The sequence below is a fragment of the uncultured Granulicatella sp. genome (assembly GCF_963528315.1).
Taxonomy (GTDB): Bacteria; Bacillota; Bacilli; order Lactobacillales; family Aerococcaceae; genus Granulicatella.
The window spans coordinates 1-15,059 of record NZ_CAURVV010000020.1 but is presented as its reverse complement, the minus strand read 5'-3'; the positions used below and the strand labels follow the sequence as shown (position 1 = coordinate 15,059).

Here is a 15,059-nt window from a genome sequence, read left to right as displayed (position 1 = left end):
CGTAGGTTATGTTTTCTATCCTTTACTATTTTACATTTTTTTATGACATTTGACTACCGGAATGTTCCAAAAACAGACATTGGTGCTTTAGAGTTTGCAATAAAATTTGTCACCTCTGGAGTCGTAAAAATATTCAAGCGATGTTTTGCACGAGTACAAGTTGTATAGAACATAAATCGTTCTTTCATCGTTGCATAGCGATCTTTTGTTGCTTGCCAAATAAAGACTTGGTCAAATTCTAGCCCTTTAGCAACTTCAATCGTTGTCACTACTAATCGACTACCTAATGATTCACTTGTATCTTCCAATAATTCAGCATCATACTCGACTAATTCTTTTTGTAAAGCTTTTGCTTCGTCCATTGTACGGCAGAAAATAGCATTTGTATGATAACATTCAGGTGTATCTTCGACTAATTTCTTCAATCGTTCAATTGAAGGTTCTTCATCGACAAATACTCCAACTTCTTCACCCGTACGTGGGAAGACATTTTTATCTAATTCCCATCCTAAGATACCATTAGCAAAACGAGTAATTTGCGCGGTACAACGGTAACTAATTTCTAATGAACGATGTTCTAATACACGTTCTTTGAAAAAGGCTGCTACTAATTCTGGATGACGTTCTTCTAAAGAGAAAATCGTTGTAGCTGTTGAGAATGATTGGAATGTATCTCCAACTACTGTAAATTTCGCACGGAAATAATAATTGGATAAAGCTGCCATGAATAATAATGATACATCTTGAACTTCATCGATGAACAAGTGAGTATATCCTTGATAATCACGGATTGGAGCAATCATTGTCGCTACGTAAAGTAACACTCTTACTCCTTCTGCTGTTACTTGAAGACGTCCTTCCCCTGTATCTTTTAAAGGTAATTGGGCATTATCTACTTTTCCTAATTCTTCTCTGCGCTGTTTAGCTAGTGGCATCCAGTCTTGTAAATGTTTTGCAAAATTCACAAAAGCAAACATTTCTACTTGTTGTTCTGCTTCTAATGATTGTTTTTCAAATACTCGTTGTCCTAGCATTTGATAATATTCTGTTTCACTATTAAATTCTTCATTTTTCATCAACACTTCAATTTGCATTGGTGACATATCTTCATAGACACGTTTAGCAACTTCAGAAACATAGAAACGATTTAAACGACGTTTCAAGTTCTTTTCTAACACTTCCTGAATTTGTACTAATTGTTGATATAACGTCAATTTTGGATTTACTTGTTCGATGATTTTTTGATAATCTTTTTCACCAAAAATTCTAAATCCTTTAATTGATATCGGACGGAAATGTAAATTCGCTACCGATAAAGCCGGCAATTGCTCAGTAATTAAAGCTACCCACTCACTATCTGTTAAATATGCTCTTCTTGTTTTAGTTGGTACTAACATACTTGTTTTATTTAAGAAAAATTTCTTAAACAATTCTACTGTATGTTGCGCTAATGTTTGTTGATATAATTCACTACCTGTTAAATTCGGAATAACGTGAGAAATATATTTTGCAAACAATTGGTTACGTGATAACAACAACATATCATTATGGTTTTGATCTTTTGATTGATACATCAAATATGCAATACGTTGTAATAAAATCGTTGTCTTCCCACTACCTGCACAACCATTAACGATTAACCAGTCTTTTTGTTTATGACGAATAATTTCATTTTGTTCCTTTTGAATCGTCGCAGTAATTCCTTCTAAATGTCCATCACGATTCGTAGGTGCACTTAACGTTTCCATTAATAATGATTCTTCATTTTCTACATCATAAACCGATTGAATTTTCCCTTTTTTAATCACAATATCACGTTTTAAAAAGGCTTGACCATGTTGAATTCCTGAAGGAGTTTGATACGTTAAATCTCCTAATGTTCCTTCATAAAATAAACTGGCAATTGGCGCGCGCCAATCATATACTTGCACTTGTTTCTCTTCATCAAAAAATGTTGACGAACCAATATACATTTTTTCAACTTCTGGTTCACCTTCAAATTGAACATCAATTCTTCCAAAATACGGAGATTCTTTTTGATCTTCTAATTGGTGAATTGAAAAATCAATAAAATCTTGACGTTGCTGATCTAAATTTTCATCTTTTAATCTTAGTTTTTCAGATTGTATTTTTGCATCAAATTTTGATTGAACTTCTACTAAGTGCTTTTCTTCTTCTTTGAACCCTTTATTTTTCACTAGAGAGCTCCTCCATCTATCCCAAAATACTTACTTATAAAAACAGGCTGGAACACTAGCCCCAGCCTGTAATTTCTTCTATGTACATACAGCACATAACGAACGATACTTATAGCTGCTTCCTTCCGGACCTGACTCGATTCATATGTTCGCTATTGCCATATGGCCTAACGGCAGATATTATTATACTCTATTTCCCTAAAAATTGCAACAGTTCAAAGAAAATAGTTTTCACGGTGTCAAACACAAGTAAAAATGTCCTGAATAGAGAATAGAATAAATCAAACGAACATGATATAATCATCAATGCTGAAGCCAAACCTTCCGCAAGTCTATGCGAAAGGAGGTGGAGCGAGTGCACTACATTTTCGACGTCTTACTTGCTATTGTGGCAGAAGTAACAGCACATTACATTTGCAAGTGGTTAGATAGCAAGGACAATGGCCAAAGCTAACCCAACGCCGACAAAAAAGCCCCTAGGAAACTGACATTTTCCCAGGGGCTTCGGTGTGCTTGCGCACTACATTTTCGTAGGATTATTGTATCATGTGAAAGTTGAAGTGTCAAATTGATAGAAATCAAGACAAAACTAACACCGCACAAAACTTGGATATAGTTTGCGGTGTTATTATAACATCCTAATTAGCCACCGTCTTTTTAACGATTTACATCAGAGTCAAGTTTCAGCTCGGCTCTTTTTGTATCTTTATTACATCAAAAACAAAATGAATTGCAAACTTCGTAAATCCAGGTTTACTCTCGTGATCAAACACAAGTAAAATTGTCCCGAATCTTATAAACATTCATTTCTATAACCATTCATGATATTTCTTAATATACACTTTTTTAACAATCGTTACTAATAACATATAGCTTATTATAATTAACATTAAAGCTAAGAAATACATCCCATTTAAAGTAGCTAGTTTTAAAGATGCTGCTAATGGTGTATACGGTAAAACTGTGACAATAAATAATGCAAATAACGATGTCACTAATAATGAAAAGGCAGGTTTTGATTGAATAAATGGTAATTTAGGAGAACGAAGCATATAAATTACCATTGTTTGTGACCACATGGATTGAATAAACCAACCTGTTTGGAAGACCATTAAGAAGTATGCAGGATTTGTCGACTCCGCATAGCTACTTCCTGTAATCATTGGTGCAATTCCAAAGAACATCACTGCAAATGTAATAATATCAAAAATAGAACTAGTTGGGCCTAACCATGACATAAATCTTGTAATTGATTTAGCAGTCCATGCACGTGGTTCTTTTAAGAAATCTTCATCCACATTATCAAATGGTAATGCTACACAACTTAAATCATAAATCAAATTCAAAACAATTAAATGTACAGGAGCCATTGGTAAAAATGGTAAAAATACACTTGCAAATAATAGTGAAAAAATATTTCCAAAATTAGATGAAACGGTCATTTTAATGTATTTCGTCATATTCGCATATACTTTACGACCTTCAATCAGTCCTTTTTCTAACACTAATAAATCTTTATCTAAAAGAATAACATCTGCTACTTCTTTAGCAATATCAACTGCTGTGTCTACAGAAATCCCTACATCTGCTACTTTTAGAGACGGTGCATCATTAATTCCATCTCCCATATATCCAACTTTATGCCCATTTGCTTTTAATAATCGAATAATACGAGCTTTTTGTTCTGGAGATAGTTTTGCAAAAATAGTTGTCTTTTCAGCTTCAATCGCTAAAGTTGCATCATCCATTTCTTCAATATCTGTTCCTAATAAAATATGATCAACTGGTAATCCTACTCGTTCGCACACAGTTTGTGTTACTTTTTCATTATCACCTGTTAAAATTTTTGTCAAAACACCATGTTCTTTTAACGCTTGAATTGCTGGTGCCGCAGAAGGTTTTGGTGGATCTAAAAACGCTAAATATCCCATCAAAATCATATTGGATTCATCTTCTACTGCAAATCGATGAGAAGCATTTCGATAAAACTTTTGACTAACGCCTAATACACGAAGTCCTTGTTCATTTAATTGAGAAACGGCTTCTAAAATATTTTGACGAATCTCTTCTGTAATTGGATGAATTTCTTTTCCATCTTGTACATGAGAAGAAATACTTAACATTTCTTCAAGAGCACCTTTTGTAACTAATAATGCGCCATCTTGACCTTTCTCTTTAACAATAACACTCATACGACGACGTTCAAAATCAAAAGGTAATTCATCAATCTTTTGATAACGAGTCGAAAGGTCTCGTAGATTTTCATGTTCCACTGATTCTTTTTCTGTACGTGTAATAATCGCACGGTCTAATAAATTTTTCAATCCTGTTTGGAAATAACTATTTAAATAACCGATTTTCAGAACTCCTAGGTCAAGATTTGCATGAATATCTAGTGGATATTCTAAAATAATTTCATCTTGTGTTAATGTTCCTGTTTTATCCGTACAAAGAATATCAATGGCACCTAAATCTTGAATCGCATTTAATTTTTTAATGACTACTTTTTCTTTTGCCATAATAACTGCACCTTTAGCAAGGCTTGCTGTAATAATCATTGGCAACATTTCTGGTGTTAAACCAACCGCAACACTGAGTGCAAATACTCCTGCTTCTAACCAGTCACTATCGGTTAATCCGTTAATCACAAATACAACTGGAACAAGTACTAACATTAAACGAATGAGTAACCAGGAGATTGTATTCATTTCTTTTTCAAAACTTGTTGGCTCATCAAAAGTATTTAGCGTCTTTTCAATACGACCAATCATCGTATCATTTCCTGTCACTAAAATAACCGCTAGTGCACTACCACTTACGACATTCGATCCCATAAATACAAAGCGTTCACTTTCTAATACAGGTTTTTGAGATTCTTCTTCTGAAGGAATCCACATTGCTTTTTTCTCAACAGACTCGCTTTCACCCGTTAAGCTTGATTGTTGGATAAAGAAGTCTCTTGTTTCAAGCAACAAAGCATCCGCAGGTAACATATCTCCTGCACTTAATTTAATGATATCCCCTACTACTAATTCTTCAATAGGAATTTCTTGTTGAACTTCATCACGAATGACCGTAGCCGTATTTACAATTAAACTCGATAAATTACTTGCTGCTTTATCACTTTTTAGTTCTTGTACAAAACGAATGCCGCCTGAAATGAGGACTAAAACAACAATAATAATCGATGTTGTTGGATCTTCTTCACCAGGTTTTGCTAAAATCACATTCGTCATTAACGAAATCACTGCAATCACTAATAAAATAACTGTGAATGGATTAATAATTGATTCATAAATTTTCTTCCATAGTGGCACTTCGGTTGCTTTTGTTAATTTATTTTCTCCATACGTGTCACGAAGTGTTTCCACTTGGTCTTCTTGAACTCCAGTAATAGAAGTTTCTAATGCATCTAGTACTTCTACTACAGATTTTGTCATTGCAAAATCAAATCTTTCTTTTGCTGTTTTCATTTTACTTCACCTCTTTTTTAAAGTCAGATGAAGCAATGGTGATTATTATGCAATCGCCTTTGTTCATCTGCTAAGTTTTGCTTACTATCCGGTTCCGGCATTTCTAATCACCCCTTTTTAAAAATTTTGGCAAATGAAAAAACATCTTGTTGCGTGCTTAGACGTAACAAGATGCCTTCAAATACATTCTTATTCATATTCCCGTCCAAGCTTTAACATCATGGAGCAATGAAATGACATTAGTTTCTGCCTTCACGACAGAGACTGCTAACCAACGAATAGTGTCTCCACTACTTTGCGGTAGCCATCCGTATCTCCATGGTAGTCTCACCTACCGATTTACATGTTTAGTATACTGAATTCATTTATCTACTGTCAACCAAAAAGAAAATAGTGCTTTCCAAATCGTAAACGCATAGAAAAAATTCTCTCTAAAATCCTAACCGTTTATTTTTATATACTCTAAACAGCTAAGCTTCATACCCAATCTCAAAAAATGCCAATTCTAAAGCTACGGCTTGATTCCAACGTTCGTGAAGTGCTGAAACAGTTCCTTTATCCTTACAAACTCTATTCAACTCATCCACAAGAAATTGAACCCATTCTTTAAAAAATTCTCCTCTATGAAGATGAATCCATTCCAAATGAATATACTTCTTTGGAAGAGGTAATTCCTTAGATCCCCAATCTAAATATAAACCTTCTGCAATGACTAACATCACTAAAAGCTGAGCATAATCGGATGAATCTACCGCTGAATACATTAGTTTTTGAAACTCTTTTGTCACAGAATGTAACGTTACTTCTAAAAATTCTTTTTCTGTCACACCTAATTCTTTAAACGCTTTTTGAAAATATCCATCTTCATCTGCTTCTAGAAATCCTAATTGTTTTGCAAATCTTAGTTTTGCTTCAAGTGTGTCAGCATGTGCGACACAAGCTCCTAGCATCGATAAAAAAGCATCAAAGAAATGATAGTCTTGAATCAGATATTTTTTTAGAACTTCATCCTCAATCGTTCCTTCAAAAAGCTCCTGTATAAAACGATGATTGACTGCTGCTTGCCAATTTTTCTGACTATTTCTAAGGAATTCTTCCACAGCATCTCCCGTTTTAAAAGCATATTTTTCCATATCTAACCATTCCTTTCCTTTTCCATATTTTGTCTAGAGGACAAAAAAATCCTCTTTCATTTGCTAAATGATAAGACAAACAAAAGAGGATATTAGATGATTATTCAAATATAAGTCTTTTCCTTATTCTTTCCAATGGATTAGACATCAATAGCGAATCATTTCCCTTCGACAGTACGAACTGTATCAGGTTCAATGGGTATCATCTCAGCCATAAAGGCACCCCAAATGTTCTCTTATTTCATTCGAAAACAGTATAACAATACTGAGATTTAATGTAAAGGTTTTGATTCTATAGTTTATAAACCTTTCTAACCAGGTTACTCTTATTTATTCAGATTGTTCAATTACCTAAAATGTACATTCTTACTCATTGCATTTATAATAATAAATAAGTAAATAGATTAAGGAGAACATATGAAAGCACAAAGACCTAACTTCAAAGATATCCATTCATTTGAAGAATTTAATTGTTACTATTGGTACCGAGAAGAACTATCACAGATTTGTAGATCCCTTGGATTAGAGTATAGAGGTACGAAGCAAGAATTGAATGATATCATTCATCAATATTTTTTAGGAAATAACATAGAAAAAAGAGTGAGCAACAAAACAAAAAATCAAGTCGAAGTTATAACTTTAGAAACTCCATTACTTTACTGTGGTTTTTCTTTCAACCAAAAATTTCGAGATTATTTTTCTGCTGTAACAGGTATTAGTCCATTTAAATTTAGCGCTGATATGGCAACAGCGTGGAGAAAAGTAAAAAAAGAAAAAGACAGCAACTTCACGATTCAAGATATGATTAAAATATATTATGGTGAATCAGATTATGCCAAATATGATAGTTCAGCTTGTCAATGGAATCAGTTTTTAAAAGATTTTTGCTTAGATGAATGTAGCAATTTTTATTCTAATAAATTAAAAGTTGCATCGATTCTTTGGAAAGAAGTTAAAAACTCGAAAAATGAAAAAATTTATACAAAAGAACTTTTAAAGGAATATGAACACAAAGTAAAGGAATACCGTAAGGAAGTAGATTCTAGTTCATCAAATTAAATAAAATAGAATAGTTAATTACAAAAGAGAGAGGTAGTAAAAACAAAAAAACGATGAATACCCTAAAGTCATTCACCGTTTTCCAATCTCTTTTGTTCTTTTCTTCTTTTATTCCGTTCTCTTAATCCTTTGAAGAAGTCTTTTAAAATTTGTTGACACTCTTCTTCTAACACGCCATGTTCGACTTCTACTTGATGATTAAATCGTTCATCTTGAAGTAAATTCATAAATGTTCCTGCAGTTCCAGCCTTTGGATCAAAAGCTCCAAACGTTACTTTTTTTAAACGAGATAAAATCATGGCCCCACTACACATGGGACATGGTTCCAATGTCACAAATAATTCGCAATCTTCTAATCGCCAACTCCCTAAAGCTTCGTTTGCTTGACGAATTGCTTTAATTTCCGCATGTAAAGTTGCATCTTGTTCCATCTCTCGTAAATTATGTCCACGTCCAATAATTTCCCCATTTAGAACTACAACTGCACCAATAGGAACTTCTTCCTTATCATACGCTTTTTGTGCTTCCTTTAAAGCTTCTCTCATGAACATTTCTTTTTCCATTTGTTCGATGATTTTCACCTCATTTATCCAAAAGTTTTAACGTTTCTTCTCGTTTGATGACCAACTCTTTTACTAGATGGTATACAACTGCACAAAGAGGTGTGAAAAAAATTAAGCCTAGAATTCCAAATAAATTTCCACCTATCAAAGCTGCCGCTAATGTTAACACTGTTGGCAATCCAATCGAATTTCCTACCACACGAGGATAAATAAAATTCCCCTCAATTAACTGTAATCCATAGAAAACACCAATCGAAATTAACGCTTGAATCGGACTTACTGTAAAAATGAAAACAGCTCCTAACATACAAGCTGAAAATGGACCAATATACGGAATAAACGACAGCACCCCTGCCAATACACCCGTAATTGCTGCATAAGGTAATTGAAACACACTGTAAGTAATAAAAACTAATGACCCAATAATCATCGCTTCAATTAATTGTCCCATTAAAAATTTATCATATGTTTCTAAAGTAATTTCGCCGATATATCGAACAAGTTTAAACCTTTTTTCAGAAATACATACTTTTAACAAACGAGTGATTAAATATTGTAATTGCTCTTTACTTCCTAAAATATTTAACATTAAAAATACAGCCATTAAAATTGTAAATACGTTAGAGAAGATTCCTGTAATATTAGAAGTAAAACCACCTAGGAAGGATACAACACTAGAAACAATATTACTTTGATTAATAAATCCTGTAATACGTTCTACATCAGCTGCTTGTAACCAACCAGAATTTTGTATCCAATTCACCGAAAAGTCCATTAAGTAATTAAAACTTTCTCCTAATTGAACAACTGTTCTCGCTAAGGTTGGAACAATAATCCAAGAAATAGCTACCACAATCGCAATAAAAATCAATAGTACTCCTAAAATAGCAATACTTCGTCTTAAAGAAGAAGGAACTTTAACCTTCTTTAATTGTTTTTCCATATGTTTCATTGGAACATTAAAGATGAATGCCATTAATAATCCTAAAACAATCGGAGACATCATTCTTAAAAAAGTATTCACGCCTGCATATAAATGACTAATATTTAATACGAAAAATAAACTCGTTGCTGCAACTGCAATTAATATTAATTGTTGTTTAAAATTTTTCTCCATTACTTATCTCCATTTTTCTATAATTTCTCTTGAATTTCTTCCATTAAAGCTTCACATCCTAAACAAACATCTTGATACGTTTGCTCAAAATCTCCTGTATACCATGGATCTGCAATATCTCGATTGCTTCCTGCAAAACTTAATAAAGACGCAATTTTTGCATCAGTCTTCCCTTGCATCATTCGCCTTATATTCATCATATTTTCCGAATCCATTCCAATGATGTAATCCGCATCGGCATCTACTGAAGATAATTGTCTCGAATACATTCCATCTGTCGAAATTCCTACTTTTGCTAATTGTTTTCTAGTACCAGAGTGAACAGGATTTCCTTGTTCCCAAGAACTTGTTGCTGCAGAATCAATAATGACTTGTTGTTCTAACCCTCTATCTTTTACCATTTGTCTAAACACAGCTTCTGCCATCGGTGAACGGCAAATATTCCCTAAACATACAAATACAACTTTCATCTGCAACTCTCCTTTTCTCTTTCTGCCAGTATATCATATTTTAGAAAAATTGTCCTTTTCAAATCCATAACAAAAAGCACACGAAAGACTGTTTTGTTGTCTTTCGTGTGCTACGGATTAATCTAATTTAAAATAAGATAAATGACATAATTAACATAAATACTACACCAACAATCATTGGGACAGAGGTTCTTTTAACAATATCTAAAGGTTCTTGTTTTGTACTACCTGCAACAATCATAACAACTGCCGCAACAGGAGATACTGCACGTAATAAGTTCCCTGCTAATCCCATTGGAACTGTAACAGCATATGGACTAATATGAGCTGCAGTAGCTAAAGGAACCATTAGAGGAACCATTGCAAAGAAAAGTGCTGTACCACTACCACTTAATAATACAATTATTGCTGTAAAGATAACTAAAATCAATGGTAGTAATATTCCTGATGCACTAGTATTTTCCATGGATTTTTGAAGAACTGAAATGATGCCTATTCCTTTTAATCCACTAACAAAAACAGATGCTGCAATTAATAATATTACAATTCCCATAGAATTACCCATTCCTTTAAAGAAGAAATCTACATTATCAAATGTTTCTTTAATATTTTTTGTTCTTAGTAATTCACAAATAATTGCAATAACAAAGGAAATAATTGCCACAATTTCAACTGAAACTTTTAAATTTGTTCCTAGTAAAGAGTTAACTCCAAAAATCACTAACATAATCAAAATTGGCAACAATGGTAAACATGCATAGACAAATTTAGTGAAACCTGTAAACATTTTTTTACTTTCATCCACAGAAGAATCTAAAACATAATCAATTTCACTAAATTGAATTGATCTATCACAATATTTTTGCCATAAATAATGTGCAAGAGCCATAACTAATAGTGTTGGGACAGAAATAATCGCATGATAGTTAAAAACATATTCTGCCACAGGAATTCCTAATTCTTGAGCAATAGCAACATTATCTGATCCCAACGGAGTAGGCATTACTGTTGCAGTTGTAGCAATAACTGCTGCTGCTGTTAATGGGCTCATTTTTGATTTTACTAATACTGGATACAAAGTAGCTAATAAAATTATAGCTAAATTCGAAGCACTTGGAATTACTAAAGATAATAAGTTACCTAACAAGAACACTACTGGAACTAAAAAATAAGATGATTTTACATGCTTTAATGGAGATGTTAAAACATTTACAGTTACTTCATTTGCTCCTATTTTATTCATATAGGCAGTATAACCACCCAAAATCAAAATGACTAATCCTGCTCCAGAAAGAGTTGATTTAAATTGGTTTACAACCGAAGTAAGTGGGTCAATAAATGCATTAACAGGTTCTTTAATTACTGGAATTCCTGTTAACGAAGCGATATATAAAAGTAATATACCTATTCCTAACATTGCAACTTTAATGTCTGCTTTTTTTAATAATAAATAAGTAACTAGGCCCACCGAACAAATTCCTAATAAAATTGTAACAATTGTACTCATAATATTCCTCCTTATCCTACTTTACATTTTTCTACTGCTGATACAAACCACTTTCTAAATTCATCAGCATTAACATCTATGGCAACAATCGCATTTTCTTCTTTACCCATTTTTTTATTTATATCAATTAAAGAAGCGCCCTGAGTAAATTCTCCTTTAGTTTCTATTGTGACATACTCACTAGACAATTGATATATTTCTGGTGCTAACAAATATGCAATAGCAGTGCTATCATACATCTTTAATCCTGTAGAAAAACTACCTCCTCTATATCGTTTAAATAGTGAATAAAACATATCTCCTGTAGGATTTAACTCTTTTATTTTTTCTGAAATTTCAGGATAAATTAATGCCTCCTTACCAATTTCTAAAGGACAAATCACTTTAGATACTGGAAAATCCATAACAATTTTTGCCGCTTCTGGATCAAAATGAAAATTATATTCAGAATATACCCCTGAATTACCTCTTCCAATGGCTCCCCCCATAATAACAATTTCCTTAACCTTTTCCAGATCATCTGGATAAGAATTTATTAATAAAGCTATATTTGTTAATGGCCCAATACAAACTAGTGTAATTTCTTTATTATTTTGTATTACTTGATGCATTGCTTCAACTGCATTTACATTCATTAATAAACTTGTATCAGGTTCTGGAAAATCATATCCTTCCATACCAGTCTTACCATGCACTGATTCGACTGACATCGCTGTTTTTAATAATGGTTTTTTTGCTCCTTTAGCTACAGGAACTTTTTTATTTAAAAATTTTAATAATTTCAACGCATTAGTTGTTACATTTTCTAATCCAACATTTCCTGCTACCGTTGTAATTAATTGAACGTCCAATTCTTTCGCATATAATGCTATTGCAATCGCAACTGCATCATCTATCCCAGGATCTGTATCAATAATAATTTTTCTCGTCATTTTACATTTTCTCCTCTATTTCCTCTAATGTTGGTACATAATCATGTGCATTTTCTCTTTCACATGCTAAAGCACCAGCCACTACCGAATATTGTATAATTTTTTCGATATTTTCTTCTTCTAACAATTTATATACAAACATTCCAAGAAAAGTGTCTCCCGCACCAGTTGTATCTACTACATTTACTCCAATCGAAGGTAATAACCCGTTTAAATTATTAGTTGAATAAAAAGCACCTTTTTCACCTAATGTGATAACAATATTTTTTACTCCACACTCGTGCAGTTTGTTAGATGCAATTCTACAATTTTCTATATTTTCTGGATACTCTCCTGTTAGTAATTCTGCTTCAGATTGATTTAATATTAAATAATCAATTTCTTTTAATATTTCTTTTGGTATTCTTTTTGCCGGTGCTGGATTAACTACTACTATCATATTTTTCTTTTTAGCTAATTTTATAGCATACCAAATAGTTTCTAGCGGAATTTCAAATTGAACTAATAAAATATCATTCATATTTCCATCAATAAATTTCTCAACATCTTGTTTAGAAACATTGTTATTAGCACCAGGAGCTAACAATATTCTATTGTCCATATTTTCATATATTATAATTGCTCTTCCGGTATAGGCAGTTGTATCCTTAATAATACTTTCAACATTAACTCCATTTTTTCTCATTTCATTTATTGCTTCTTCACCTTGAATTTCATTACCTACTCTTCCCAAAAAAAGAGTTAATGCTCCCAGTGAAGCTGCAACAATCGCTTGATTTGCTCCCTTTCCTCCAAAACTAATATGATAATTTTTACCATGTTTTGTTTCACCAGCTTTTGGAATACTATCAATACTAATTTTTTCATCAATATTAATACTACCTACAACATATATTTTATTTTTCAACAAACATCACCATACCACTTCCAAACGTACCATTCGGCCGTTTTATAAATCCAAATCGTTCATAAAATTTCTCTGTTCCACTCGTACTCATTAAACCAATATATGCATGATCACATCCTATCTTTTTAATTTGATTTAACAAATTCATTACTAATAATGTACCTACCCCCTTATTTTGAAATTCTGGATGGACAATTATATCTTTTAAAAAGAACACAATTCTTCCATCGCCAACAACTCTTCCTATTCCAACTAATTTATCTTTTGAATAAATTTTAATATTAATAATATCCTTTTCTAGAGCAAGCCTCACATCATTATATTCATACGGATAAAAGTTAACCAATTTATGCATTTCTAAATATTCCGTTGCAGTTAAAGCATTATATATAATTCTCAATCTTCTCACTCCTAACTTCAACCTTTGGTTAAACGTTTAACCTTATTTGTGATTTTATTATGCACCTTTTTGTTAGCGTTGTCAATTCTAAATTAAAAAATGAGCACATAATTCTTATGCACTCATTCGTTTTATAAATATGGTTTTAAATAAATTGTCTCTGTATAATCCCCTTCTTCTAAGGTTCTCTGTAACATTTTAACCGCTTCTTCTGCTAGTTGATTGATATTTTGATTTACAGAAGGTAATTGTATCCCAAACATTTCGGCATATTTTAAATTATCATATCCTATTATTTGAAAATCACTTATTTTTTTTATTTTATTAGCACTTAATATCCCATATGCCATTAAATCATTAAAACAAAAAATCCCACTATTTTCTTTTAAAATATCTGTTTCCATTCCTATTTTCATTCCAGATTCATAATGAAAATCACCTTCAAAATAATTAACTTTTATTCCCTTATCCGAATTCTCCAATGCATCTTTTACTCCTTTTAAACGTTCATTAGAAATAAAAGATGTTTTTTTCCCTGTAACTATTGATAGTTCCTTAACTCCTTTTTTTAACAATAAACTAGTTGCCAGGAAGCCTCCTAATCTATTATCCGAGACAACTTGTCCTTTAGAAATACCTGTTACAAAACGGTCGACAAAAACTATTGCAGAATCTATTTTCATTATAAAATCTCTAAATTCTTGTAAATGTAAGTACGTTTCGTTTGCTACACAAATAATAATTCCATCTACTTGTCTTTCTAGAAATTCATTAATATGATTGATATCATTTTTAAAAATATCATTACTATTAGCAATTAATATTGAGTACCCTTTAGTACTCATTTCACGTTCAATAATTCTAACTAATTTAGAAAAAAACGGATTTTCAATATCTGGAATTAGTACCCCTATTGTTTTTGTTGGTGTTCCTAATAAACTTCTAGCTATTTTATTTGGTCTATAATTTAATTCTTTTGCTATTTTTTTTACTTCTTGTTTTTTGGCTTCAGATATTCTTGATGGTTTATCATTTAAAATAATAGAAACCGCAGCTGGGGAAATATTTGCAAGTTTTGCAATATCTTTTAAAGTTACATTGGACATTTCATCCCTCCATCTCTCTATTATTTTTATCTTATTGTAATGTTTTTTTCTATTTTTAACAATAAATTTCGTAGCTACATATTTAAAAATCGCCTTTCCTCAAAACGAAAAGGCGATTTAACTTCATTATTCCACTGTAACAGATTTTGCTAAGTTTCTTGGTTTATCAACATCTAATCCTTTACCAAGAGATG

General features: G+C 32.1%; 12 protein-coding genes, 1 other RNA gene and 2 riboswitches. Of the genes, 1 reads left to right on the top strand and 12 read right to left on the bottom strand.

The window, feature by feature from the left end:
• Window positions 1-53 precede the first annotated feature (53 nt).
• From RYK07_RS05645 to RYK07_RS05630, 4 genes are all read right to left on the bottom strand, one after another.
• Window positions 54-2,198: a UvrD-helicase domain-containing protein gene (locus RYK07_RS05645; protein WP_314852832.1), complete on the bottom strand. Its 2,145-nt coding sequence runs from the start codon at window positions 2,196-2,198 to the stop codon at window positions 54-56.
• Between the two features lie 73 nt (window positions 2,199-2,271).
• Window positions 2,272-2,371: signal recognition particle sRNA small type (gene ffs, locus RYK07_RS05640), an RNA gene on the bottom strand.
• A gap of 636 nt (window positions 2,372-3,007) precedes the next feature.
• On the bottom strand, window positions 3,008-5,671 hold the full coding sequence (mgtA, locus tag RYK07_RS05635) for a magnesium-translocating P-type ATPase (RefSeq protein ID WP_314256742.1): 2,664 nt from the start codon (window positions 5,669-5,671) through the stop codon (window positions 3,008-3,010).
• 190 nt (window positions 5,672-5,861) lie between these two features.
• Window positions 5,862-6,017, bottom strand: a riboswitch (M-box (ykoK) riboswitch).
• A gap of 124 nt (window positions 6,018-6,141) precedes the next feature.
• On the bottom strand, window positions 6,142-6,804 hold the full coding sequence (locus RYK07_RS05630) for a TenA family protein (RefSeq protein WP_314256744.1): 663 nt from the start codon (window positions 6,802-6,804) through the stop codon (window positions 6,142-6,144).
• A 146-nt stretch (window positions 6,805-6,950) separates the two neighbouring features.
• A riboswitch (TPP riboswitch) is annotated at window positions 6,951-7,041 on the bottom strand.
• Window positions 7,042-7,221: 180 nt separating this feature from the next.
• On the opposite strand from RYK07_RS05630, the gene RYK07_RS05625 reads away from it, so the two are divergent.
• Entirely contained in the window at window positions 7,222-7,863 is a 642-nt protein-coding gene (locus RYK07_RS05625) for an SAP domain-containing protein (protein ID WP_314852829.1), read from the top strand.
• Between the two features lie 68 nt (window positions 7,864-7,931).
• On the opposite strand, the gene tadA is transcribed toward RYK07_RS05625, so the two are convergent.
• From tadA to RYK07_RS05585, 8 genes are all read right to left on the bottom strand, one after another.
• Window positions 7,932-8,426: a tRNA adenosine(34) deaminase TadA gene (tadA, locus tag RYK07_RS05620; RefSeq protein ID WP_314852846.1), complete on the bottom strand. Its 495-nt coding sequence runs from the start codon at window positions 8,424-8,426 to the stop codon at window positions 7,932-7,934.
• 19 nt (window positions 8,427-8,445) lie between these two features.
• The gene (locus RYK07_RS05615) at window positions 8,446-9,543 is read right to left on the bottom strand and encodes an AI-2E family transporter (RefSeq protein ID WP_314256747.1); all 1,098 of its coding nucleotides are present in this window, start codon (window positions 9,541-9,543) and stop codon (window positions 8,446-8,448) included.
• Between the two features lie 17 nt (window positions 9,544-9,560).
• Window positions 9,561-10,013 carry a low molecular weight protein-tyrosine-phosphatase gene (locus tag RYK07_RS05610; protein ID WP_314256749.1) on the bottom strand — a complete coding sequence of 151 codons (453 nt, stop codon included), beginning with the start codon at window positions 10,011-10,013 and terminating at the stop codon, window positions 9,561-9,563.
• A 127-nt stretch (window positions 10,014-10,140) separates the two neighbouring features.
• Window positions 10,141-11,520, bottom strand: a complete 1,380-nt coding sequence (gene dcuC / locus RYK07_RS05605) for a C4-dicarboxylate transporter DcuC (RefSeq protein WP_314256751.1) — start codon at window positions 11,518-11,520, stop codon at window positions 10,141-10,143.
• 11 nt (window positions 11,521-11,531) lie between these two features.
• On the bottom strand, window positions 11,532-12,452 hold the full coding sequence (rihC, locus tag RYK07_RS05600) for a ribonucleoside hydrolase RihC (RefSeq protein ID WP_314256753.1): 921 nt from the start codon (window positions 12,450-12,452) through the stop codon (window positions 11,532-11,534).
• Between the two features lies 1 nt (window position 12,453).
• Window positions 12,454-13,359, bottom strand: coding sequence for a ribokinase (locus tag RYK07_RS05595; RefSeq protein ID WP_314256755.1), 906 nt, complete (start codon window positions 13,357-13,359; stop codon window positions 12,454-12,456).
• Window positions 13,349-13,759: a GNAT family N-acetyltransferase gene (locus RYK07_RS05590; RefSeq protein WP_314256757.1), complete on the bottom strand. Its 411-nt coding sequence runs from the start codon at window positions 13,757-13,759 to the stop codon at window positions 13,349-13,351. Before RYK07_RS05590 ends, RYK07_RS05595 begins: the two co-directional genes overlap by 11 nt.
• A gap of 131 nt (window positions 13,760-13,890) precedes the next feature.
• A complete protein-coding gene (locus RYK07_RS05585) occupies window positions 13,891-14,865 on the bottom strand; it encodes a LacI family DNA-binding transcriptional regulator (RefSeq protein WP_314256759.1) in 975 nt (324 codons plus the stop codon).
• Between the last annotated feature and the right edge of the window lie 194 nt (window positions 14,866-15,059).